This window comes from Herbaspirillum sp. WTB6 (assembly GCF_057457785.1).
Genome location: NZ_CP176522.1, coordinates 1592743 through 1617208, shown reverse-complemented (window position 1 = coordinate 1617208; position 24466 = coordinate 1592743). Strand labels below are relative to the sequence as shown.

Annotated in this window: 20 protein-coding genes and 1 rRNA gene; 20 read left to right on the top strand and 1 reads right to left on the bottom strand. The window is 62.6% G+C overall.

The features are described 5' to 3' along the window. The first annotated feature begins 51 nt into the window (after window positions 1–51). The 3 genes from rrf (at window position 52) to ACK2VC_RS07460 (ending at window position 2995) form a co-directional block, all read left to right on the top strand. Window positions 52–164: ribosomal RNA gene (rrf, locus tag ACK2VC_RS07470) — 5S ribosomal RNA — on the top strand. Between the two features lie 186 nt (window positions 165–350). Further along, entirely contained in the window at window positions 351–1259 is a 909-nt protein-coding gene (locus tag ACK2VC_RS07465) for an AEC family transporter (protein WP_486732970.1), read from the top strand. 35 nt (window positions 1260–1294) lie between these two features. Continuing rightward, window positions 1295–2995, top strand: coding sequence for a sensor domain-containing diguanylate cyclase (locus ACK2VC_RS07460; protein ID WP_486732969.1), 1701 nt, complete (start codon window positions 1295–1297; stop codon window positions 2993–2995). Window positions 2996–3123: 128 nt separating this feature from the next. Here the strand turns inward: ACK2VC_RS07460 and uvrA are convergent, their stop codons facing one another. Next, window positions 3124–5976, bottom strand: a complete 2853-nt coding sequence (gene uvrA, locus ACK2VC_RS07455) for an excinuclease ABC subunit UvrA (protein WP_486732968.1) — start codon at window positions 5974–5976, stop codon at window positions 3124–3126. 175 nt (window positions 5977–6151) lie between these two features. On the opposite strand from uvrA, the gene ACK2VC_RS07450 reads away from it, so the two are divergent. The 17 genes from ACK2VC_RS07450 (at window position 6152) to hisG (ending at window position 24463) form a co-directional block, all read left to right on the top strand. Further along, window positions 6152–7345, top strand: coding sequence for an MFS transporter (locus ACK2VC_RS07450; protein ID WP_486733192.1), 1194 nt, complete (start codon window positions 6152–6154; stop codon window positions 7343–7345). A gap of 12 nt (window positions 7346–7357) precedes the next feature. Next, window positions 7358–7828 (top strand): single-stranded DNA-binding protein, encoded by a 471-nt coding sequence (ssb, locus tag ACK2VC_RS07445; RefSeq protein WP_486732967.1) that lies wholly within the window; start codon window positions 7358–7360, stop codon window positions 7826–7828. A gap of 297 nt (window positions 7829–8125) precedes the next feature. After that, a complete protein-coding gene (locus ACK2VC_RS07440) occupies window positions 8126–9052 on the top strand; it encodes a cation diffusion facilitator family transporter (RefSeq protein WP_486732966.1) in 927 nt (308 codons plus the stop codon). Window positions 9053–9141: 89 nt separating this feature from the next. Further along, complete coding sequence (locus tag ACK2VC_RS07435) at window positions 9142–9852, top strand: transposase (RefSeq protein WP_486732965.1); 711 nt, start codon at window positions 9142–9144, stop codon at window positions 9850–9852. Window positions 9853–10014: 162 nt separating this feature from the next. Then, window positions 10015–14691, top strand: coding sequence for a glutamate synthase-related protein (locus tag ACK2VC_RS07430; protein WP_486732964.1), 4677 nt, complete (start codon window positions 10015–10017; stop codon window positions 14689–14691). Between the two features lie 48 nt (window positions 14692–14739). Then, the gene (locus tag ACK2VC_RS07425; RefSeq protein WP_486732963.1) at window positions 14740–16203 is read left to right on the top strand and encodes a glutamate synthase subunit beta; all 1464 of its coding nucleotides are present in this window, start codon (window positions 14740–14742) and stop codon (window positions 16201–16203) included. Between the two features lie 236 nt (window positions 16204–16439). Further along, the gene (locus tag ACK2VC_RS07420) at window positions 16440–17255 is read left to right on the top strand and encodes an ABC transporter ATP-binding protein (protein WP_486732962.1); all 816 of its coding nucleotides are present in this window, start codon (window positions 16440–16442) and stop codon (window positions 17253–17255) included. Beyond that, a complete protein-coding gene (gene mlaE / locus ACK2VC_RS07415; RefSeq protein WP_486732961.1) occupies window positions 17252–18031 on the top strand; it encodes a lipid asymmetry maintenance ABC transporter permease subunit MlaE in 780 nt (259 codons plus the stop codon). Before ACK2VC_RS07420 ends, mlaE begins: the two co-directional genes overlap by 4 nt. Window positions 18032–18163: 132 nt before the next feature. Further along, the gene (mlaD, locus tag ACK2VC_RS07410; protein ID WP_486732960.1) at window positions 18164–18637 is read left to right on the top strand and encodes an outer membrane lipid asymmetry maintenance protein MlaD; all 474 of its coding nucleotides are present in this window, start codon (window positions 18164–18166) and stop codon (window positions 18635–18637) included. After that, window positions 18634–19392: an MlaA family lipoprotein gene (locus ACK2VC_RS07405; RefSeq protein WP_486732959.1), complete on the top strand. Its 759-nt coding sequence runs from the start codon at window positions 18634–18636 to the stop codon at window positions 19390–19392. Before mlaD ends, ACK2VC_RS07405 begins: the two co-directional genes overlap by 4 nt. A gap of 31 nt (window positions 19393–19423) precedes the next feature. Beyond that, window positions 19424–20074: an MlaC/ttg2D family ABC transporter substrate-binding protein gene (locus tag ACK2VC_RS07400; protein WP_486732958.1), complete on the top strand. Its 651-nt coding sequence runs from the start codon at window positions 19424–19426 to the stop codon at window positions 20072–20074. Between the two features lie 31 nt (window positions 20075–20105). Next, window positions 20106–20399 carry an STAS domain-containing protein gene (locus ACK2VC_RS07395; protein ID WP_486732957.1) on the top strand — a complete coding sequence of 98 codons (294 nt, stop codon included), beginning with the start codon at window positions 20106–20108 and terminating at the stop codon, window positions 20397–20399. A gap of 107 nt (window positions 20400–20506) precedes the next feature. Then, window positions 20507–21421, top strand: coding sequence for an ABC transporter ATP-binding protein (locus ACK2VC_RS07390; RefSeq protein ID WP_486732956.1), 915 nt, complete (start codon window positions 20507–20509; stop codon window positions 21419–21421). Between the two features lie 20 nt (window positions 21422–21441). Beyond that, window positions 21442–22197, top strand: a complete 756-nt coding sequence (locus ACK2VC_RS07385; protein WP_486733191.1) for an ABC transporter permease — start codon at window positions 21442–21444, stop codon at window positions 22195–22197. Window positions 22198–22246: 49 nt separating this feature from the next. After that, window positions 22247–22495, top strand: a complete 249-nt coding sequence (locus ACK2VC_RS07380) for a BolA family protein (protein WP_486732955.1) — start codon at window positions 22247–22249, stop codon at window positions 22493–22495. 37 nt (window positions 22496–22532) lie between these two features. Beyond that, window positions 22533–23783 carry a UDP-N-acetylglucosamine 1-carboxyvinyltransferase gene (gene murA / locus ACK2VC_RS07375; RefSeq protein ID WP_486732954.1) on the top strand — a complete coding sequence of 417 codons (1251 nt, stop codon included), beginning with the start codon at window positions 22533–22535 and terminating at the stop codon, window positions 23781–23783. Then, window positions 23780–24463 carry an ATP phosphoribosyltransferase gene (gene hisG / locus ACK2VC_RS07370; RefSeq protein WP_486732953.1) on the top strand — a complete coding sequence of 228 codons (684 nt, stop codon included), beginning with the start codon at window positions 23780–23782 and terminating at the stop codon, window positions 24461–24463. The genes murA and hisG overlap by 4 nt, the downstream gene beginning before the upstream one ends. Window positions 24464–24466: the final 3 nt, after the last annotated feature.

Here is a 24466-nt window from a genome sequence, read left to right as displayed (position 1 = left end):
TGTGTGCTCCGGTCAGCTCCAATAGCCAAGCACCCAACACTACAAGTTATGCCTGATGACCATAGCAAGTTGGCCCCACCCCTTCCCATCCCGAACAGGACCGTGAAACGACTTCGCGCCGATGATAGTGCTGCAACCAGTGCGAAAGTAGGTCATCGTCAGGCTCTTATCCCCAAAAAACCCCTGACCTCAAATCAGGGGTTTTTTGCTTTGTGCTTTCTGATTCACGCGCAGAACTCGGATGCAGATACCGCTGGCCGGTAAGACCGTTGAATGCGGCGGACAAGCGGTGGCATTCAAATCGATCGTGCGCACCGCGGAACCCGCTGCCTATTTCTAGAAAACTTCAAATGGATATATTTCAGCGGATTCTCGGCATCATTCTGCCGGTATTTGTCATTATCGCGCTCGGCTTTGTCTACGCCCGGCTGCGCGGCGGCGCCGTCCGCTCGGACATGAGCGCGGTAAACCGGGTCAGCATGGATATCCTGTGTCCGTTGCTGGTCTTTACCGCGTTGGCCGGCAAGGAATTCGATGTAGCGCAAAACGGTGTTCTGATGCTGGCGGGTGTACTGATCTGCCTCGGATCGGGCTTGCTGGCGTGGCCGATTGCCCGCCTTTTTGGCTACGACGTGCGCAGCTTCGTGCCGCCGATGATGTACAACAATTGCGGCAACATGGGCTTGCCGTTGGCCGTGCTGGCGTTCGGAACCGGTGGCCTGCCGCCGGCCGTGGCTCTTTTCCTGGCGGCAAATCTTGTGTATTTTACGGTTGGAATCAAGATGATCGAAAGCGGGCGCGGCCGGGCTGGCGGTTCGGTGCTGCGTTTTCTGGTCAGTCCGATGATGCTGGCGATGCTGGCCGGCATGCTGTTCGCGATTTTTCGGGTCGGCGTCCCGGGGCCGCTCTTTGTCGCACTGAAAATGCTGGGCGAGGCCTGCATCCCGATCATGCTGTTCGCGCTTGGCGTGCGCATGCTGGACGTCAGCTTCAAGAGTTGGCATATCGGCTTGGTCGGGGCGCTGGCTTGCCCGCTGACCGGAATGGCGGTTGCGCTGGTTCTGGATCCGATATTGCCGTTGGGACCCGAGCAGCGCGCGCAGATGTTTCTATTCGCTTCGCTGCCGCCGGCAGTTTTCTGTTTCATGGTTGCGGAGCAATACCAGCAGGAGCCGGACAAGGTGGCCTCGATCGTATTGTTGGGTAACCTTGCGGCCTTGGCCTTCGTGCCGGCCGGCTTGTGGTTGGGCCTGCGCTGAGTCATTGATGTCTTTCTCCCGAAGGGAGGAAAGCCATGTTCAAGTCGTCATTGCGGCGGCAACTGATTCTCCCATTTATATCGATGGTGGGATTTGTCGCCTTGGCGATCGGCTGGGTCTCGTTTCAGGCAACCGGGAAGGCGGTCGGGGTCCTGACCCAGCGGGTTTTGCTGGATATGGCGTACCGGGTCGGTGCCGCCAGCGGCGATTACCTGGACGAGGCACGCACTGCACTCGAGTTGGCTGCGCCGGAGGCCCACCTGCCGCCGCGAGAGGCGGCTCCTGTCGACAATCTGCGCACCCTGGAGGAGCATTTCTGGCGCGTCAGCGGCCCCTCCTCAGCCCTGGGGAAATATGTCTATTATGGCGGCGCCGATGGACGTTTCGTCGGGATCCATCACGCCGGCCAGGACTTTGTCGAGTTGTATCTGCGTCAGCCCGGCGAGTCGCAGCGTAATGTTTATGAGGTGACGGCGCCGGGCGACCGCAGCCGCAAGCTGCGCAGCGATCCGTACGATCCGCGCCAGCGGCCCTGGTATGGTGTCGCAGCCGGGCAGGCAAGGCCGGTCTGGTCGCCGATCTATAGCGATTACACATCCGGCCAGCCGACTATCACCTTTGCCAAGCCGGTATACCGGCCCGATCACCAACTGGCGGGCGTGATCGCCAGCGACATCCCGCTGGCGATGCTGACCGATCTGCTGCGCACCCTGACGATCAGCGAACGGGGCGTCGCATTTCTGATGGATGGCGATGGCATGCTGGTCGCCACCTCCAATTCCGAGGCGCCCTTCAAATCGGTCAATCACCTGCCGCAGCGCAGCCGGGTCCAGGGCATGCAGACCGAACTGATCCGGGAAGCGGGCACGCGCGCACTCGAGTGGCTCGCCCGCAGCGGCGGCTTGCAGCAACCGCGCCAGCAGGAATTCACCCTGGCGTCAGGCGTGATGGAAATGGCGGCAGCCCGGGTCGATGGCAAATACGGACTGGACTGGACCGTCGTGGTGGCTGCGCCGCGCGCCGATTTCATGCAGGGCGTCACGCGCAGCCTGTATAACGGCGTGCTGATTGCGGGGCTCTGCATCGGGCTGGCGGTGCTGCTTGGTCTGTCGATCCTGAACCGGGCCCTGTCCGATATCGGCAAGTTGACCAATGCCGCCAGACGAATCGGCGACGGCGAACCGCTGCCGCAGTTGGGAATTCACCGCAGCGATGAACTGGGCGAATTGGCCAAGACGTTTTCGGAGATGGAGCGCAATTTGCGCACCGACCGCTTGACCGGGATCGCCACGCGCGAATGGCTGCTGCAGCAGGTTTCGCTGCTGCAGCAGCGCGGCGGAGACAAGCTGCGCTTCGCCTTGCTGTTCGTCGACCTGGATAATTTCAAGTTTATCAATGACCACTACGGGCACGAAGCCGGTGACCGGGTGCTGGTTAGCGTCGCCGAGCGCATGCAGCAGGCGGTCCGTGCCAGCGACATCGTGGCGCGCTATGGCGGCGACGAATTCGTGGTGTTGCTGCGCGATATGGGATCGATGCAGGAAATATTCGCCGCCGAGAAAAAAATCGCGGGCCTGGTGGCGCAGCCGCTGAAGCTACGGCAAGGGACGGAAACCATCGGCGTCTCGATCGGCTGGGCGCTGTATCCGCATGACGGCGAAAATTTCGATAGCCTGCTGAAGGTCGCCGACGAGCGCATGTTTGCGGCCAAGCGGGAGCGCAAGGCCGGACGTTGAGCGAGCGCCGCTGACTTGGCGATGCCGCGCCGAATGCTGGAGCAGCTATATACTCCATTTATAATATGTTATTTTCGCCAGAAAAATGGTGCTTTGGACCGCATACCCCATATTTATCCGAATTTTTACTATTTTCCCTTCAACAACGGCGCCAGATATTTACCGGTAAAGCTGGCCGCATTCTTCGCCACCTGTTCCGGCGTGCCGCTGGCGATGATCTGGCCGCCGCCGGCGCCGCCTTCCGGGCCAAGGTCGATGACCCAGTCTGCGGTCTTGATCACGTCCAGGTTGTGCTCGATGATCACCACCGTGTTGCCTTGGTCACGCAGGCGGTGGATCACCTTCAGCAGCAGGTCGATGTCGTGGAAGTGCAGGCCGGTGGTCGGTTCGTCCAGGATGTATAGCGTACGCCCGGTGTCGCGCTTGGACAGCTCGAGCGACAGCTTGACGCGCTGCGCCTCGCCGCCCGACAGCGTGGTCGCGCTCTGGCCTAAGCGGATGTAGCCGAGGCCGACGTCCAGGAGCGTCTGCAGCTTGCGCGCCACCACCGGCACTGGCTGGAAGAATTCGGCCGCTTCCTCGACCGTCATCTCAAGCACCTCGGTAATGTTCTTGCCCTTGTATTGCACTTCCAGCGTTTCGCGGTTGTAGCGCTTGCCGTGGCAGACGTCGCATGGCACGTAGACGTCCGGCAGGAAATGCATCTCGACCTTCAGCACGCCGTCGCCCTGGCACGCTTCGCAGCGCCCGCCCTTGACGTTGAACGAGAAGCGGCCGGCTGAATAGCCGCGTTCCTTGGCTACCGGCACGGTGGAAAACAGGTCGCGGATCGGCGTGAACACGCCGGTGTAGGTGGCCGGATTCGAGCGCGGGGTGCGCCCGATCGGCGCCTGATCGACCGCGATCACCTTGTCGAAATGCTCAAAGCCGCTGATCGCCTCGTGCGCCGCCGGCTCCGCGTTCGAGCCGTACAAGTGGCGCGCCGCCGCCAGGTACAGCGTGTCGTTGACCAGCGTCGATTTGCCGGAGCCGGAGACGCCGGTGACGCAAGTCAGCAAACCGACCGGCAGCTCCAGCGTGACGTCTTTCAGATTGTTGCCGGATGCGCCTTCGATTACGAACTGGCGCTCCGGGTCGGGTGCGCTGCGCTTTTTCGGCAGCGCGATCTTGCGCGTGCCGTTCAGGTATTGCGCGGTCAGCGATTGCTTGCTGCGCAGGATGTCCTTCAGGCTGCCTTGCGCGATCACTTCGCCGCCATGCACGCCGGCGCCCAGCCCCATGTCGACCACGTAGTCGGCGCTGCGGATCGCGTCTTCGTCATGCTCGACCACCAAGACGCTGTTGCCGATGTCGCGCAAGTGCTTCAAGGTGTGGATCAGGCGGTCGTTGTCGCGCTGGTGCAGGCCGATCGACGGTTCATCCAGCACGTACATGACGCCGGTCAGGCCGGAGCCGATCTGCGACGCCAGCCGGATGCGCTGCGCCTCGCCGCCGGACAGCGTATCGGCGCTGCGATCCAGCGACAGGTAATCGAGGCCGACGTTGTTCAGGAACTTCAGGCGGGCGACGATTTCCTTGATGATGCGGTCGGCGATTTCGCGTTTGGCGCCCGCCAGTTGCAGCGCCTCGAAAAACGCCAGCGTGTCGCGCAGCGGCGTCGCCGCCACTTCGTAGATTGCCCGCTCCTGGATGCCGCTGCCGACCTTCACGAAGCGCGCCTCGACCCGCAGCCGGTGGCCGTGGCAGGACGGACATTCCTTCTTGTTGATGAACTTCGCCAGTTCTTCCTTGACCGCCATCGAATCGGTTTCGCGGTAGCGTCGCTGCAAATTGGTGACCACGCCTTCGAAGGTGTGCTCGCGCACCACCGCGCGCCCGCGCTCGTTGATGTAAGTAAACGGGATCGCCTGGCGCCCCGAGCCGAACAGGATCACTTGCTGTGCCGATGCCGGCAATTGCTCGAACGGCGTGTCGATGTCGAATTCGTAAAACGCCGCCAAGTTCGACAGCATCTGGAAATAGAACTGATTGCGCCGGTCCCAACCCTTGACCGCGCCGGAAGCGAGGGAGAGATTGGGGAAGGCGACGATGCGCTTCGGGTCGAAGAATTCGATGTGCCCCAGGCCGTCGCATTCGGGGCAGGCGCCCATCGGGTTGTTGAATGAAAACAGGCGCGGCTCCAGCTCGTGCAACGAATAGCCGCAGGTCGGGCAGGCGAACTTGTTGGAAAACAGATGTTCGGTGCCGCTGTCCATTTCCATTGCCAGCGCGCGGCCCTCGGCCAGCCGCAGCGCGGTCTCGAAGCTTTCCGCCAGCCGCTGCTTGATGTCCGGCTTGACCTTGACGCGGTCGACGACGACGTCGATCGTATGCTTTTCGGTCTTCTTCAGTTTCGGCAAGTCGTCGACTTCAACGATGCGCGCGGCCGCCGTGCCGCTTTGCACGCGGAAGCGCACGAAGCCCTGCGCCTGCATCTGCTCGAACAGGTCGGCGTGTTCGCCCTTGCGGTTGGCCACCACCGGTGCCAGGATCATCAGCCTGGTGTCTTCCGGCAGCGCCAGCACCGCGTCCACCATCTGCGACACCGATTGCGCCGCCAGCGGGTTTTCCGGGTGATCCGGGCAGTACGGCGTGCCGACCCGCGCGTACAACAGGCGCAGGTAATCGTGGATTTCGGTGACGGTGCCGACCGTCGAGCGCGGGTTGTGCGAAGTCGCTTTCTGTTCGATCGAGATCGCCGGCGACAGGCCCTCAATCAGATCCACATCCGGCTTTTCCATCAACTGCAAAAACTGGCGCGCGTAGGCCGACAGCGATTCGACATAGCGCCGCTGCCCTTCCGCGTACAGCGTGTCGAACGCCAGCGACGACTTGCCGGAACCGGACAGGCCGGTGATGACAATCAGCTTGTTGCGAGGCAAATCCAGGCTGATGTTCTTGAGGTTGTGCGTACGTGCGCCGCGAATGCGAATTTCTTCCATGAACCACTTTCCGGGTGATTTTTTACGGTCCGAAAATACCGTAACCTTGCCATTTGGCAAGCCTGGAAAATCGGACCAACCTGCTACTATAGCGATTTTCAGAACCTGCCGTAGCCAGCGTTTCACCCCCATGACCACTCTCTCCGCCGAACTCCCCGCTTCCCCAGGTGAGGCGATGACGCGCACCGAAATTCGCGCCAGCGCTTCATTGGCGTCGATCTTCGCCTTGCGCATGCTGGGCCTGTTTTTGATCCTGCCGGTTTTTGCGGTGCATGCGAAAGGCATGGCGGGCGGCGACAACGCCACCCTGATCGGACTAGCGATGGGGATTTACGGCTTGACGCAGGCGTTCGGCCAGCTTCCGTTCGGCATTGCCTCCGATAAATACGGGCGCAAGCGGGTTATCGTCATCGGCCTGATCCTGTTTGCGCTAGGCTCGTTCATTGCTGCCGCCGCGGATAGCCTGCTGTGGGTCATAGTCGGCCGCGCGGTGCAGGGCGCCGGCGCGATTTCTGCGGCGGTGACGGCGATGATCGCCGACTCGACGCGCGAACAGCATCGCACCAAGGCGATGGCGATGGTCGGCGGCTCGATCGGCATCACCTTCGCGCTATCGTTGGTGGGGGCGCCGCTCTTGTATCAGGTGATCGGCATGGGCGGCATTTTCGCGCTCACCGGCATCTTGTCGCTGCTGGCGATCCTGGTGGTGTTGTATGTGGTGCCGCCGGCGCCGACGCGACCGGCAGCCGCACCCGCGGTGCCATTCGGCAGCGTGCTGCGCGATCGCGATTTGCTGCGCCTGGATTTCGGCGTGTTCGCGCTGCACATGATCCAGATGTCGATGTTCGTGGTGGTGCCGGCGGCGCTGGTACAGGCGCTCGGTTTGCCGCTGGCCGAACACTGGAAAGTCTATCTGCCGGTGATGGTGGGCTCGTTCCTGCTGATGCTGCCGCCGCTGTTCGCCAGCGAACGGCGCGGCTACATGAAGCAAGTCTTCATCGGCGCGATCGCCTTGCTGCTGCTGGCGCAGATCGGATTCAGCCTGTTCCTGGCACAACCCGGCCACTGGTGGTGGCTGGTGCTGCTGCTGCTGGCGTTCTTCCTCGCGTTCAACATCCTTGAAGCCAGCCAGCCATCCCTGGTGTCGCGCCTCGCGCCGCCTGCAGCCAAGGGTGCGGCGCTCGGCGTCTACAACACCTTGCAGTCGCTCGGCCTGTTTGCCGGTGGCGCGCTGGGCGGCTGGCTACGTCAGCATGTGGGCGCGTCATCGGTCTTTACGTTGGGCATCGTCGCCAGTTTGCTGTGGCTTATAATCGCCGCTAACATGAGAAACCTGCCGCGCCGCAGCCAGCCTGCCGCAGTAATTTAACTGGAGAAACACATGGCCTCGGTCAACAAAGTCATCATCGTCGGCAACCTCGGGCGCGACCCGGAAACCCGCTACATGCCCAGCGGCGACGCCATTACCAACATCGCGGTGGCCACCACCGACAGCTGGAAAGACAAGGCCACCGGCGAAAAGAAAGAGCAGACCGAGTGGCACCGGATTTCCGCCTTCGGCAAGCTGGCTGAAATCATGGCGCAATACCTGAAAAAAGGTTCGCAGGTCTACATCGAGGGCAGCCTGCGCACGCGCAAATACACCGACAAGGATGGCATCGAACGCTACGCCACTGAAATCCGCGCCGACACCATGCAGATGCTGGGCAGCCGCCAGGGCATGGGTGCTCCGGCCGACGATGGTTATAGTGCTCCGCCGGCGCGCCAGAGCGCGGCTCCCGCCGCCGCGCCGCGCCAGGCACCCAAGCCGGCGCCGAATTTTTCCGATATGGACGACGACATTCCGTTCTAGCAAATCGGTGTGTGCGCTGGATCCGACCCGGGCCGATCGTCGATCTGCCCGGGTTTGTTTTTGTGCGGTGACCAAGAATCTCACGGCTTCCCGAGCGCCTGCAATTCAATATACTCCGGTAGGCAATGATTATTGTCACTGATATATAAAAGAGGAAATGGATATACTCCTCACGTTTCCCATGCGTTGTGGGCTGCCGTCGCCTGAACTGCGAGGTCGCGCTGCGCGGGCAATCGGTCGGTCGATCACCGGGCGGCGATGGGCGTTGCGGAAATCAGGGTTGAATACAGGAAATCAATGAGCATTTTTGCCACGGATGTCGATGAGCACGACCCGCAGGACGGGTCGAATCGCGTTGCCGCCGGCCGCCGCAGCACATGGGTCAGCGTCGTGGTCAATATCCTGCTGACCGCCTGCCAGGCCACTGCCGGCGTGTTCGCCGGCTCGCAGGCGCTGATTGCCGACGCGATTCATTCATTGTCGGACCTGGTGTCGGATTTTGTCGTGCTGGTGGCCGGCCACTACAGCCACAAGGAGGTCGACGCCGACCACACCTACGGCCACCAGCGCTATGAAAATGCGGCTTCGCTGGCGCTGGGCGGGCTGCTGCTGGCGGTTGGCCTGGGCATGCTGTGGGCCGCTTTCCAGAAAATCCAGGCGCCGCACAATGTGCCATCGGTACACATGATCGCGCTATGGGTGGCGCTGGCGGCGCTGGCCGCCAAGGAGTTGCTGTTTCGCTACATGCTGGCGGTGGCCACCAAATTGCGTTCCAGCCTGCTGGTGGCCAACGCCTGGCATGCGCGCTCGGACGCCGCCTCATCGCTGGTGGTGGCGCTCGGGATCGGCGGCAATCTGCTCGGATTTCCGCTGCTCGATCCGATCGCGGCGTTGATCGTCGGCCTGATGGTGGGCAAGATGGGCTGGGGCTTTTTCTGGTCGGCACTGCACGATCTAATGGATCGCGCCGTTTCAGAAGAGGAATCGGCGGCAATTGCGGCAACGCTGCGCGCCACCCCTGGCGTGCTCGGCATCCACGACCTGCGCACGCGCAAGATGGGAGATCTGGCAATCGTCGATGTGCACCTGGAAATCAACGCCCATCAAAGCGTGGCCGAAGGGCATGACATCGCGGTCCTGGCTCGGCGCCGGGTGCTGGATGCGCACCATGTGCTGAATGTGATGACGCATGTCGACCCGGTCGAGCCGGCTGCCAGCCAGTAAAAGAATAAAAAGGGTCGGAGTCGCTTTGTCTTGGTGCACAATTGGGGTCAGAGTAAAATTTCCCCACTCCTCGACTTTCAATCTTTGTTATGGCGCGTCTTCCCCGTCTCGTCGTTCCCGGTCAACCGCATCACATCATTCAGCGCGGTAACGACCGCCGGGTCGTGTTTCGCGACGATAGCGACTATCAAGCTTTTTTAGACTGGTTGCGCGAGGCCGCGAAGCGGTTCCACGTCGCGATCCACGCCTATGTCCTGATGCCGAATCATTTTCATTTGCTGGCGACGCCGGTCGATGATCTGGGGCTGGGCCGCATGATGCAATGGGTGGGGCGGCATTACGTCCCCTACTTCAATCATAAGAACGAGCGGGTCGGCACCTTGTGGCAAGGCAGGTACAAGACCACGGTGATCGACTCGGAGCAGTATTTCCTGATCTGCAGCCGTTATATCGAGCTCAATCCAGTGCGTGCCGGCATGTTGAGCGATCCGCAACAATATCGCTGGTCGAGCTATGCGCATCACGTGGGTGCACGTTCCGATCCGTTGATTACCGATCATGCGCTTTATTGGGCGCTGGGCAATACTCCGTTCGCGCGCGAGGCAGCGTATCGGGATTTGGCGCAGCAGGCGCTGACTTCCGAGCAGATCGCGGCATTGGGCGAGGCAACCTTGAAAGGCTGGGCGCTGGGGTCCGAGCAGTTCCGGGCACATCTTGAGCGGCAGACCGAGCGGCGAGTGCGGCCGGCTAAAAGAGGGCGGCCGCCCAAGTTGCCGGCAGTTGGTGAGCGGGCGGAGTGAACGACCGCGAATCAAAAATTTCTCGCGTTTCACTCTGTCCCCAATTAAAATAGCAAGAAAATTTAATGCTTCTAATTCGACTCTGACCCCATTTTATTTGGTTGAAATATCTGTTGCGCTGCACTATTCTTTCTGTCCGTCCTATCAGCAGGGAGCAGTGCCATGCATACCCAGGGTTTGTATGATCCGTCCAATGAACACGATGCCTGCGGCATCGGTTTTATTGCGCACATCAAGGGGCAAAAGAGCCATTCGATCATCGAGCAGGGTCTGCTGATCCTGAAGAATCTCGATCATCGCGGTGCGGTCGGCGCCGACAAGCTGATGGGTGACGGTGCCGGGATCCTGATCCAGATTCCGGACCAGTACTATCGCGAGGAAATGGCGAAGCAGGGCGTCGAGCTGCCGCCGCCGGGCGAGTATGGGGTCGGCATGGTATTCCTGCCGAAGGAGCAGGCGTCGCGCATCGCCTGCGAGCAGGAGCTGGAGCGGGCCACGCTGGCCGAGGGCCAAGTGGTGCTGGGCTGGCGCGACGTGCCGGTCGATGCCGAGATGCCGATGTCGCCCACGGTGCGCGAGAAGGAGCCGGTGATCCGCCAACTGTTCATCGGCCGCGGCCCGGACATCATGGTCACCGACGCGCTGGAGCGCAAGCTGTACGTGATCCGCAAATCCTGCAGCCACGCGATCCAGGCGCTGAATCTGCTGCACGGCAAGGAATATTTCGTGCCGTCGATGTCGGCCCGCACCATCGTCTACAAAGGCTTGCTGCTGGCCGACCAGGTAGGCCAGTACTACAAGGACCTGCAGGACCCGCGTTGCATTTCGGCGCTGGCGCTGGTGCATCAGCGCTTTTCCACCAACACATTCCCCGAATGGCCGTTGGCGCACCCGTACCGGATGATTGCGCATAACGGCGAGATCAATACCGTCAAGGGCAACTTCAACTGGATGCGCGCGCGCGAAGGCGTGATGAAGTCGCCGGTGCTGGGCGACGATCTGAAAAAACTGTTCCCGCTGATCTACGAAGGGCAGTCCGATACCGCCTGCTTTGACAACGTGCTGGAACTGCTGGTGATGGCGGATTACCCGCTGGCGCAGGCGATGATGATGATGATCCCGGAAGCCTGGGAAAACCACGCGACCATGGATCCGAACCGCAAGGCCTTCTACGAATACCACGCGGCGATGATGGAGCCGTGGGACGGCCCGGCGGCGATGGCCTTCACCGACGGCCGCCACATCGGCGGCACGCTCGACCGTAACGGCCTGCGCCCGGCGCGCTACATCGTCACCGACGACGACCTGGTGGTGATGGCCTCCGAATCGGGCGTGTTGCCGATCCCGGAATCGAAGATCGTGCAGAAGTGGCGGCTGCAGCCGGGCAAGATGTTCCTGATCGATCTGGATGCCGGCCGCATCATCGGCGACAAGGAATTGAAGGACACCTACGCCAACGCCAAGCCGTACAAGCAATGGATCGATTCGGTGCGGATCAAGCTGTCGGCCTTGCCGCAGGAGGCGGAAGAGGCCAAGCCGGCCACCGCGCTGCTGGATCGGCAACAGGCTTTCGGCTACACCCAGGAAGCGCTGAAGCACATCCTGATCCCGATGGCGATCGCCGGCGAGGAAGCGATCGGCTCGATGGGCAACGATTCGCCGCTGGCGGTGATGTCGGGCAAGGACAAGACGCTGTACCACTACTTCAAGCAAATGTTCGCCCAGGTCACCAATCCGCCGATCGATTCGATCCGGGAGGCGATGGTGATGTCGCTGGTATCGTTCGTCGGCCCCAAGCCGAATCTGCTGGATACCAACCATATCAACCCGCCGATGCGGCTGGAAGTCTCGCAGCCAGTGCTGGATTACGCCGACATGGCCAAGCTGCGCAATATCGCCGCGCATACCGGCGGCAAGTTCCGTTCGCATGAGCTGAACATCTGCTATCCGGTCGCCTGGGGCAAGGAAGGGATCGAGGCACGCCTGGCTTCGCTGTGCGCCCAAGCGGTGGATGCGGTCAAGTCCGGCCACAACATCCTGATCGTTTCCGATCGTCTGATGGATGCCCAGCAACTGGCTATTCCCGCACTGCTGGCGACCTCGGCGATTCACCAGCACCTGGTCAGCAAGGGCTTGCGCACCTCGACCGGGCTCGTCGTGGAAACCGGCTCGGCGCGCGAGACCCATCATTTCGCCCTGCTGGCCGGCTATGGCGCGGAAGCCATCCATCCGAACCTGGCGATGGATACGCTGACCGCTATCGCCCCTCAACTGCCCGGCAACATCACGCCGGAAGAGGCGATCCATCATTTCCAGAAAGCCATCGGCAAGGGCTTGATGAAGGTGATGTCGAAGATGGGCATCTCGACCTACATGTCGTACTGCGGCGCGCAGATCTTCGAAGCGATCGGCTTGAACAAATCGCTGGTCGACAAATACTTCAAGGGCACCGCGTCGAACGTGGAAGGGATCGGCGTGTTCGAGGTGGCGGAAGAGGCGCTGCGCCTGCACGGCGCCGCCTTCAGCGACGATCCGGTGCTGCGTCATGCGCTGGACGCCGGCGGCGAATACGCATTCCGCGTGCGCGGCGAAGAGCACATGTGGACGCCGGATGCGATCGCCAAGCTGCAGCATTCGGCGCGCTCGAACAATTTCAGCACTTATAAGGAATACGCGCAGATCATCAATGACCAGTCGCAGCGCCACATGACCTTGCGCGGGCTGTTCGAATTCAAGCTCGACCCGAGCAAGGCGATCCGGCTGGATCAGGTCGAGCCGGCCAAGGAGATCGTCAAGCGCTTTGCCACCGGCGCCATGTCGCTCGGCTCGATCTCGACCGAGGCGCATACCACGCTGGCGGTGGCGATGAACCGCATCGGTGGCAAGTCGAATACCGGCGAGGGCGGCGAGGATCCGAAGCGCTATCAACAGGAACTGAAGGGCATCCCGATCCACGAGGGCGAAACGCTGGCCTCGGTGCTGGGCGAGGGCCGGGTCGTGATCGACACGCCGTTGCAGGAAGGCGATTCGCTGCGCTCGAAAATCAAGCAGGTGGCGTCCGGCCGCTTCGGCGTCACCGCCGAATACCTGATGTCGGCCGACCAGATCCAGATCAAGATGGCGCAGGGCGCCAAGCCGGGCGAAGGCGGCCAACTTCCGGGGCACAAGGTATCCGAATACATCGCCCAGCTGCGCTTCTCGGTGCCCGGCGTCGGCCTGATTTCGCCGCCGCCGCACCACGACATTTATTCGATCGAGGATCTGGCGCAACTGATCCACGATCTGAAAAACGTCAATTCGAAAGCCTCGATCTCGGTCAAGCTGGTGGCCGAAGTCGGGGTCGGCACGATTGCCGCTGGCGTCGCCAAAGCCAAGTCGGACCACGTGGTGATCGCCGGCCACGACGGCGGCACCGGCGCCTCGCCGCTGTCGTCGATCCGCCATACCGGCTCGCCCTGGGAGTTGGGCTTGGCCGAAACCCAGCAGACGCTGGTGCTGAACGGCTTGCGCAGCCGCATCCGGGTGCAGGCCGATGGCCAGATGAAGACCGGGCGCGATGTCGTCATCGCCGCGCTTTTAGGCGCCGACGAAGTCGGCTTCGCCACCGCGCCGCTGGTGGTAGAGGGCTGCATCATGATGCGCAAATGCCATCTGAACACCTGCCCGACCGGGGTCGCCACGCAGGACCCGGTATTGCGCGCCAAGTTTTCCGGCAAGCCGGAGCATGTCGTCAATTACTTCTTCTTCGTCGCCGAAGAAGCGCGCCAGATCATGGCGCAACTGGGCATCGCCACCTTCGATGAACTGATCGGCCGCAGCGACCTGCTCGACAAGTCGAAAGCGATCACGCACTGGAAGGCGCAGGGGCTCGATTTCGGCAAGATCTTCCACCAGGTCGACAGCCCGGCCGCGCGCTACCATTGCGAAGAACAGGATCATGGCCTGGAGCGCGCGCTCGATCACAAGCTGATCGCGCAAGCCGCACCGGCGCTGGAACACGGCGAAAAAGTCTCGTTCATTTCCCCGATCAGGAATCGCAACCGCACGGTCGGCGCGATGCTGTCCGGCCGGGTGGCGCAAAAATACGGCCATGCCGGCTTGCCGGACGACACCATCCACATCCAGTTGCACGGCACCGCAGGGCAGTCGGCCGGCGCTTTCCTGGCGCATGGCATCACGCTCGACCTGGTGGGTGAGGGCAACGACTATGTCGGCAAGAGCCTCTCGGGCGGGCGCATCATCGTGCGCCCCAACACCGAATTCCGTGGCTGGGCGGTGGACAACATCATCGTCGGCAATACCGTGCTGTATGGCGCGATCGCCGGCGAGGCATTCATCAATGGCGTCGCCGGCGAGCGCTTCGCCGTGCGCAACTCGGGGGCCGTTGCGGTGGTCGAAGGCACCGGCGACCATGGCTGCGAATACATGACCGGCGGCACCGTGGTGGTATTGGGCCGCACCGGGCGCAATTTCGCCGCCGGCATGTCGGGCGGGATTGCCTACGTGTATGACCCGGATGGCGATTTCGCCAGCCGCTGCAACCAGGCGATGGTCGACCTGCACCCGGTGCCGGCCGCCACCGAGCAGGAAGCGGCGGGCGAACGCTCGATCTGGCACGCGGTCAAGCGCGGCGCCGAGGCGCAGACGCATGAACTGATCCTGAAGCACCTGATCGAGCGCCACTTCAAGCACACCGGCAGCACTCGCGCGCGCAATCTGCTGGATGACTGGTCGCGGGCGCTGCCGAAGTTCGTGATGGTATTCCCGACCGAATATAAGCGCGCGTTGGCTGAGCTGAATGCCGGCGTCGACGAACAGGAACTGGAAGAAGCCGCCTGAGGCCTTGCGACCAAGCCTCACTGCACAAGAATTCATTGAAAGAAAGCCATGGGAAAAATCACCGGATTCCTCGAATACGAGCGGCAGGCCGAGACTTACTTGCCGGTTGCCGAACGGATCACCAATTTCAAGGAATTCGTGCCGCGCCTGGCCGACGACAAGGCCAAGATCCAGGCCGCGCGCTGCATGGATTGCGGCACGCCGTTTTGCACCACCGGCTGCCCGGTCAATAACATCATTCCCGACTGGAACGACCTGGTGTATCACGGCAACTATCGGGAGGCGCTGGAGACCCTGCTGTCGACCAACAATTTTCCGGAATTCACCGGCCGCATCTGCCCGGCTCCGTGCGAAGCGGCCTGCACGCTGAACATCAACAATAATCCGGTCGGCATCAAGTCGATCGAGCACTACATCATCGACAAGGGTTGGGAAAACGGCTGGGTTGTGCCGCAGCCGGCCGAGCGTCAGACCGGCAAGAAGGTGGCGATCGTCGGCTCCGGTCCGGCCGGGCTGGCGGCGGCGCAGCAACTGGCGCGCGCCGGCCATGCGGTCACCGTGTTCGAGAAGAACGATCGGGTCGGTGGCCTGTTGCGCTACGGGATTCCGGATTTCAAGCTGGAAAAATCGCACATCGATCGCCGCGTGGCGCAGATGCAGGCGGAAGGCGTGACGTTCCGCACCGGGATACTGGTCGGCAAGGAGTTTCCGGCGCACGTGCCAAATGGCGCCAAGCAGAGCATCGCGCCGGAGCAACTGCAGCAGGAATTCGACGCCGTGATCATCGCCGGCGGCGCCGAAAATCCGCGCGACCTGCCGATCCCGGGGCGCGAATTGAAAGGTGTGCATTTCGCCATGGATTTGCTGCCGCAACAAAACAAAACCAATGCCGGCGACAAGGTGAAGAATGCCCTGAGCGCCCATGGCAAGCACGTGGTTGTGATCGGCGGCGGCGATACCGGATCGGACTGCGTGGGCACCGCGAACCGGCACGGCGCGTTGTCGGTCACCCAATTCGAGTTGCTGCCGCAGCCGCCGCTGCATGAAAACAAGGAACTGGTCTGGCCTTATTGGCCGCTCAAGTTGCGTACCTCGTCATCGCACGAAGAAGGTTGCCAGCGCGACTGGGCGGTGATGACCAAGCGGCTGGAAGGCAGGAACGGCAAGGTGGAAAAACTGATCGCGGTGCGCGTCGAATGGCAGGATGGCAAGCTGACCGAGATTGCGGACAGCGAATTCGAGATGAAGGCCGACCTGGTATTGCTGGCGATGGGCTTCGTTTCGCCGGTGCCGCAGGTGCTGCAAGCCTTCGGCGTCGAGCAGGATAAGCGCGGCAATGCCAAGGCCACGACCGATGGCCCCGGCTGCTACCAGACTTCGGCGGCCAAGGTGTTCGCCGCCGGCGACATGCGGCGCGGCCAGTCGCTGGTGGTGTGGGCGATCCGTGAAGGCCGGCAATGCGCGCGGGCGGTGGATGAATTCCTGATGGGCAGTTCGTTGCTGCCGAGATAGAGCGGATTGCACGGCGACGGCTGGCAAACCATCGCCGCTGCCGGGGTGAGCCGAAGGGCGTTTGCTGCATCGCACGATGCAGCCGTTTCTTTCTGTCGCGGTGGAAAAATCCACCGCGCATCTGGCCGGCGTCAATGGTCGGCTGCATTCCGGTGCGGACCGTGTGCCGGCGCCGTGCGCGGGTAGCCATTCCATCTATAATGGCGGTTTTCCAAATTTTCTGACCGTCAAGCACCGTGACTGCAGACCCGGCCTTCTTCGTCGAGATCGACGACCTCAGTTTTGGATACGGCGAACGCCTGATCCTGAACGGGTTGAACATGCGCTTTGCGCGCGGCCAGGTGGTGGCCGTGATGGGCGGTTCCGGCTCCGGCAAGACCACAGTGCTGCGGCTGATCGGCGGCCAGTTGCGGCCGCAAAAAGGGACGTTGAAGGTGGCCGGGCAGGAAGTGGCGGCGCTGAATACGCGCGAGCTGTATTTGTTGCGGCGCAAGATGGGAGTCTTGTTCCAGCAAGGCGCCTTGTTTACCGACCTGACGGCATTTGACAATGTTGCCTTTCCATTGCGCGAACACACCGATTTGCCGGAAGAACTGGTGCGCGACCTGGTGCTGATGAAATTGCAGGCAGTCGGCCTGCGTAACGCCGCGCACCTGAAGCCGGCCGAAGTCTCGGGCGGCATGGCGCGCCGGGTGGCGGTGGCGCGCGCGATTGCGCTCGATCCGCAACTGATCATGTATGACGAGCCATTCGCCGGCCTCGACCCGATTTCGATGGGTGTGACGGCCAATCTGGTGCGCACCCTGAACCAGGCGCTGGGCTCGACCTCGATCCTGGTTTCGCACGACGTCGACATGACGTTTTCGATCGCTGATTACGTCTACCTGCTGTCGCACGGCAAAATCGTCGCGCATGGCACGCCCGCGCAGATGCGGGCGTCCGACGATCCGTTCGTGACCCAATTCGTGCACGGCGGCGCCGACGGCCCGGTACCGTTCCATTACCCCGGCAAGTCGCTGGCGGCCGATCTCGGCTTGGAGGCGCGGCCATGATCGTCGACCTGCTGGCGGCGCTGGGCAGCCGGGTGCGCGCTACGCTGCGCAATCTCGGCTATGCGGTGCGCCTGTTGTTCCAGGTATTGCGCGCCTCGGCCGGACTGTGGCGGCGGCCGCGCCTGATTACCGACCAGATCCATTTCATCGGCAACCATTCGTTGCTGATCATCGCGGTATCCGGCCTGTTCGTGGGTTTCGTGCTCGGCCTGCAGGGCTATTACACGCTGAACCGCTACGGTTCGGAACAGGCGCTCGGTTTGCTGGTCGCATTGTCATTGACGCGCGAACTGGGGCCGGTGGTGACCGCGCTCCTGTTCGCCGGCCGCGCCGGCACTTCGCTGACCGCCGAAATCGGCTTGATGAAGGCCGGCGAGCAATTGGCGGCAATGGAGATGATGGCGGTCGATCCGCTGCAGCGGGTGCTGGCGCCGCGCTTCTGGGCCGGGGTGGTGGCAATGCCGGTGCTGGCGGCGATTTTTTCGGCGGTCGGCGTTCTGGGCGGTTACCTGGTCGGGGTGCAACTGATCGGCGTCGACGAGGGCGCGTTCTGGTCGCAAATGCAGAACGGGGTCGATGTCTGGCAGGATATCGGCAATGGCGTCATCAAAAGCGCGGTGTTCGGCGTGGCCGTGACCTTCATCGCGTTATGGCAGGGCTATGAAGCAAAGGCGACGCCGGAAGGCGTGGCGGGCGCTACCACGCGCACCGTGGTGATCGCCTCGCTAATGGTGCTGTGGCTGGATTTCCTGTTGACGGCGCTGATGTTCAGCTAGGACCGATTTGATGTATGTCGGGAGTATTTTTTAAATCGCCCTAGGTACCTGCGGAAAATTGGCGTTTTTGGCTATACTCCTGCAAAGTGGGTGTTGATAGAAGGATTGGACAATTCTGTTCCGAGGAACAATATGCAACGCAAATCGCTGGATACATGGGTCGGGCTGTTCGTGCTGCTGGGGGCGCTGGCGCTGGTTTTCCTGGCGCTGAAGGCGGGCAATCTGGCCTCGATGTCGTTCGCCCGCACCTACACCGTGCAATCCACCTTCGACAACGTCGGCGGCCTGAAGCCGCGCGCACCGATCAAGAGCGCCGGGGTGGTGGTGGGCCGGGTCGATACGATCGATTTTGATGACAAGACCTACCGCGCGCAGGTCAGCCTGAAGCTGGATGAGCGTTATAAATTTCCGAAAGACACCTCGGCCAAGATCCTGACCTCAGGTTTGCTGGGCGAGCAATATATCGGCCTGGAAGCGGGCGGCGACACCGTCAATCTGGCGCAAGGGGATCGCATTACCATGACACAATCGGCGATCGTGCTGGAGAACCTGATCGGCCAGTTCCTGTTCAGCAAGGCCAGCGAAGGAAAGGGTGGTTCGCAATGACGCGCGCAAGGACAGCCGGGGCGCTGGCCATCGCGCTTGCGCTGGGCGGCTGCGCCAGTAGCGGCGCCGGCAACCCGCAAGACACGTTTGAAAGCTTCAACCGCAGCATGTTCAGCTTCAACGAAACGCTCGACCGGGTGGCGCTGAAGCCGGCCGCCACTGCGTATAGTGACGTGCTGCCGTCGTTCGTGCAGACCGGCATCAATAATTTTTTCGGCAACATCGGCGACATCTGGAGTACCGTCAACAACCTGTTGCAGGGTCAGGGCGAGAACGCAGCGAATGGCGTGATGCGGGTCGCGGTGAATACCGTGCTCGGTTTTGGCGGCGTGCTGGATATCAGCTCGGAAGCCGGCCTGACGCGCCACAAGGCGGATTTCGGCCAGACGCTGGGCCGCTGGGGGGTGCAATCCGGCCCGTATGTCGTCCTGCCGTTTTTTGGGCCGTCGACGGTACGCGACACGGTCGGCCTGCCGGCGGATATCTACGGCAACCTCTGGAATTATAAATACCCGGTGCGCTGGCGCAATGCCGGCACCGCGCTGCGGGTGGTCGACCAGCGGGCGACCCTGCTGGGCGCCGGCAGCCTGATCGAAGATGCGGCGCTGGATAAATACCAGTTCGTGCGCGACGCCTTCCTGCAGCGGCGCGCCGGCCAAATCAGCCCCGACGATACCTGGTGGCAAGACGACAGGCCGGATGCGACGGAACCGACGCCGGCGCCCGCCGTCCAACCGATACCGGACGGCAAGTAATTTTTATCTGAATAATGCACAACGGAGAGTCATGAAACTATTGAGAACACTCGTCACCTTCTTGCTGGTAGGCGGCGCGGCAGCATTTGCCGGCAGTGCGCCGGCCATGGCGGAAGAAGCGCCGGATGCGCTGATCAAGCGGGTCAGCCTGGAAGTGCTGGATACGGCCAAGAGCGACAAGCAGATCCAGGGCGGCGACCAGCAGCGCATCCTGCAACTGGTGGAAGAAAAGGTGCTGCCTTACGTCGATTTCCAGCGCATGACCGCGCTCGCCGCCGGCCGCTTCTGGCGCGAGGCGACGCCCGAGCAGCAAAAGCAGTTGACCGCCGAATTCCGCGATCTGCTGAAGTACACCTATTCCGGCGCGCTGGCGCAGGTACGCGATCAGCAAATGCAGTTCCGGCCCTTGCGCGCCGGGCCGACCGACACCGAGGTGGAAGTGCAGACGCAAGTGGTGCAGCCGCGCGGCGAGCCGATCCAGCTCAACTACCGGCTGGAAAAACAAGCGTCAGGCTGGAAAATATACGACGTCAACGTGCTCGGCGCCTGGCTGGTGCAGACCTACAAGGGTAACTTTGCCACCGAAATCGGCAAGGGCGGCATTGACGGCCTGATCAAGACCTTGTCCGAGCGCAACAAGCGGCTGGCAGCCGGTGCCGCCAAGAGCGCCAAGGCATCCTGATCTTGAGCCCTGCCTTCTGATTTTGCCCGTCATGTTCAAGCCGCCTTCGTCGCTTACCGTGCATAACGCCAAAACCGTGCTGCAAGCCGGCTTGCGTGCGATTGCCGACGGCCAGCGCGCGATCGACCTGACCCACGTGGTCGCGGTCGATTCGGTCGCGGTGGCGACCTTGCTGGCTTGGCAGCGCGCTGCCCGCGCCCGCGGCAGCCAGCTCGATTTCGGCGCGCTGCCGCCGAATTTGCAGAGCCTGGCGCAGTTGTACGGCGTGGCGGCGCTGCTGCAGGCGCCAAGCGCCGCGGCTCCGGTTCCGGGCGCGCCAGCCTGATTCCCGGCGCCGGCTTGCGGGCCGGAAATCCCCTATAATCAAAGGCTTTCCTTCGCTGCCGCAGGCGTGTGCGCGGCGCGTTTTCCAATCACTTTGCATCAGGGCCGATGGCTGCCATCCAGATTACCAATGTCGAAAAACGATACCGCTCGCTGCGCGCGCTGGATCGGGTGTCGCTGGCGATCGAAGAAGGCGAGTTTTTCGGCTTGCTGGGCCCGAACGGCGCCGGCAAGACCACGCTGATTTCGATCGTCGCCGGCCTGAACCGGGCCGACGCCGGCAGCGTTTCGGTGCATGGACACGACGTCGTCGCCGACTACCGCGCCGCCCGCCGGCTGCTGGGCGTGGTGCCGCAGGAACTGGTGTTCGACCCGTTCTTTACCGTGCGCGAGACGCTGCGCCTGCAGTCCGGTTATTTCGGCCTGAAGCACAACGACGACTGGATCGACGAGGTGATGCACCACCTGAACCTGACCAACAAGGCGAATGCCAACATGCGCGCGCTGTCGGGCGGCATGAAGCGGCGCGTGCTGGTGGCGCAGGCGCTGGTGCACAAGCCGCCGGTGATCGTGCTGGACGAGCCGACCGCCGGCGTCGACGTCGAACTGCGTCAGACCCTGTGGAAGTTCGTCGCCCGCCTGAACCGCGAAGGCCACACGGTGGTGCTGACCACGCACTACCTGGAGGAAGCGCAGGCGCTGTGCAACCGCGTCGCGATGCTGAAGGCCGGCAAGCTGGTGGCGCTCGATTCCACCGCGAACCTGATCCACCGCATCTCCGGCTCGCAACTGACGCTGCGGCTGTCGGCTGGCAACCGTCTGCCGGATGTGCTGAAGCCGCTGGTGACGCACCCGGATCAACTGCTGGGCGGCGACCAATACATCCTGCGCATCACCGATGTCGCCGAAGTCGAGCCGATCCTGGCCAGGCTGCGCGAGGCACGGATCGTGATCGAGGATATGCAGTTGCAGCAGGCCGACCTGGAAGACGTGTTCATCCAGATCATGGAGCGCGAGAAATGAGCAAACCGATGGTCGACCCGATGACCGGCTTTTCGACCCTGTTCTACAAGGAAGTGCTGCGCTTCTGGAAAGTGGCGGCGCAGACGGTGGCGGCGCCGGTGCTGACCGCGATGCTGTACCTGCTGATTTTCGGCCACGTGCTGGAAGAACATGTCCAGGTCTATCCGGGCGTGCGCTACACCGCGTTCCTGGTGCCCGGTCTGATCATGATGAGCGTGCTGCAAAACGCCTTTGCCAACACCTCGTCGTCCCTGATCCAGTCGAAGATCACCGGCAACCTGGTGTTCGTGCTGCTGCCGCCGCTGTCGCACTGGGAATTGTTCGGCGCCTATGTCGGCGCCGCGGTGCTGCGCGGCGCGATGGTAGGCAGCGGCGTGTTTTTGATCACCGCCTGGTTTGCCAAGCTGTCGTTCGTGGCGCCGTGGTGGATTTTGCTGTTCGGCCTGCTGGGCGCGGCGATCCTCGGCACGCTGGGGCTGGTGGCCGGAATCTGGGCCGACAAGTTCGACCAGTTGGCGGCGTTCCAGAATTTCCTGATCATGCCGCTGACCTTTTTGTCCGGCGTGTTCTACTCGATCCATTCGCTGCCCGCCTTCTGGCAGGAGATTTCCCGCTTCAATCCGTTCTTTTACATGATCGATGGCTTCCGTTATGGCTTTTTCGGCCAGTCGGACGTCGCACCCTTGCACAGTTTCGCGGTGGTCTGCGGCTTCTTCGTGCTGGTGGCGGGGTTCGCCGTGTACCTGTTGAAGAGCGGCTACAAGCTGCGCCACTAGAAGCGGGCGCAGCCCCGAACGCATCACCCGTTTTTGAGAGAGTAAAACCATGTCCACCACACCTGAGCTGATTCACAGCTACATCGCCGCCGGGCTGGATTGCAGCCACCTTGAAGTCGAGGGCGACGGCCATCATTTCCAGGCCATCATCGTTTCCGAGGCATTCGCCGGCAAGCGCCCGGTGCAGCGCCATCAACTGGTGTATGCGGCGCTGGGCGAGCGCATGCGCGAGGAAATCCACGCGCTGTCGATGAAAACGCTGACGCCGCAGGAATTCGCCGCCGCTCAGGCCGGCTGAGCCCGGTCAGACACTTTTCGCACCCTAGAAGCAAAGCATGGACAAACTACTCATTCGCGGCGGCCGCCGGCTGGCCGGCGAGATCGCGATCTCCGGCGCCAAGAACGCGGCGCTGCCGATCCTGTGCGCCGGCCTGTTGAGCGCCGACCAACTGCGGCTGACCAACGTGCCGCGCCTGCACGACGTCGCCACCATGCAAAAGCTGCTGCGCCAGATGGGCATGCGGATCGAGCAGGACGGCGAAGCCGTGACGCTGGACGGCGGCGCGGTCGACAAGCTGGAAGCGCCGTATGAAATGGTGAAGACCATGCGCGCCTCGATCCTGGTGCTGGGCCCTCTTCTGGCGCGCTTCGGCGAGGCGCGGGTCTCCTTGCCGGGCGGCTGCGCGATCGGCTCGCGCCCGGTCGACCAGCACATCCGCGGCCTGCAGGCGATGGGTGCCGAGATCACGATCGAGGCCGGCTATATCCACGCCAAGGCCAAGCGCCTGAAGGGTGCGCGCATCGTGACCGACATGATCACCGTCACCGGCACCGAAAACCTGCTGATGGCGGCGACGCTGGCCGAAGGCGAGACCATCCTGGCGAACGCCGCGCGCGAGCCGGAGGTAACCGACCTGGCCAACCTGCTGGTGGCGATGGGCGCCAAAATCGACGGCATCAACACCGACGTGCTGGTGATCCAGGGGGTCGACAAGCTGCACGGCGCGGCGCACGCGGTGATTCCGGACCGCATCGAAACCGGCACCTTCCTGTGCGCGGTGGCGGCCGCCGGCGGCGATGTCACCTTGACCCGGACCCGCAGCGACACGCTGGACGCCGCGCTCGACAAGCTGCGCGACGCCGGCGCGGTGCTGACCGCCGGAGCCGACTGGATCCGGGTGCAGATGGCGGCGCGGCCCAAGGCGGTGAGTTTTCGCACCACTGAATACCCGGGCTTTCCGACCGACATGCAGGCGCAGTTCATGGCGATGAATACGATCGCCGACGGCTCCAGCCATGTGACCGAAACGATTTTCGAAAACCGCTTCATGCATGTGCAGGAAATGAACCGGCTCGGCGCCCGCATCGCGATTGAGGGCAACACCGCGATCGTCAGCGGCGTGCCGCAATTGGTCGGCGCGCCGGTGATGGCGACCGACCTGCGCGCCTCGGCCTCGCTGGTGATCGCCGGCCTGGTGGCGCAGGGCGAGACGCTGATCGAACGGATTTATCATCTGGATCGCGGCTACGACCGGATGGAAGCCAAACTGGCGGCGGTCGGCGCCGACATCGAAAGAATCAAATGAATGCAAACGATTCAAACGACCAGCGGCAACTGACGCTGGCGCTGTCCAAGGGCCGGATTTTCGAGGAAACCCTGCCGCTGCTGGAAGCGGCCGGCATCCGCGTGCTGGAAGACCCGGAAACCTCGCGCAAGCTGATCCTGGCCACCGACGACGCGTACTTGCGCGTGATCATCGTGCGCGCCTCGGACGTCCCGACCTACGTGCAGTACGGCGCCGCCGACTTCGGCGTGGCCGGCAAGGATGTGCTGTACGAGCACGGCGGTGATGGCCTGTACCAGCCGGTCGATCTCGGCATCGCCAAGTGCCGGATGTCGGTCGCGGTGCCGGCCGGCTTCAACTATGCCGACGCCGTGCAACAGGGCTCGCGCCTGCGGGTGGCGACCAAGTACCTGCGCGCCGCGCGCGAACATTTCGCTGACAAGGGCGTGCACGTCGACCTGATCAAGCTGTACGGCTCGATGGAGCTGGCACCGCTGGTCGGGCTGGCCGATGCTATCGTCGACATGGTTTCCACCGGCAACACGCTGCGCGCCAACAATTTGCTGGAAGTCGAGCACATCATGGACATCTCGGCGCGCCTGATCGTGAATCAGGCGGCGCTGAAGATGAAGCGCGAGCGCTTGAAGCCGATCCTCGACACCTTTGAAGCGGCGACGCAGCAGCGCGCCGCCACGGAGTAAGGA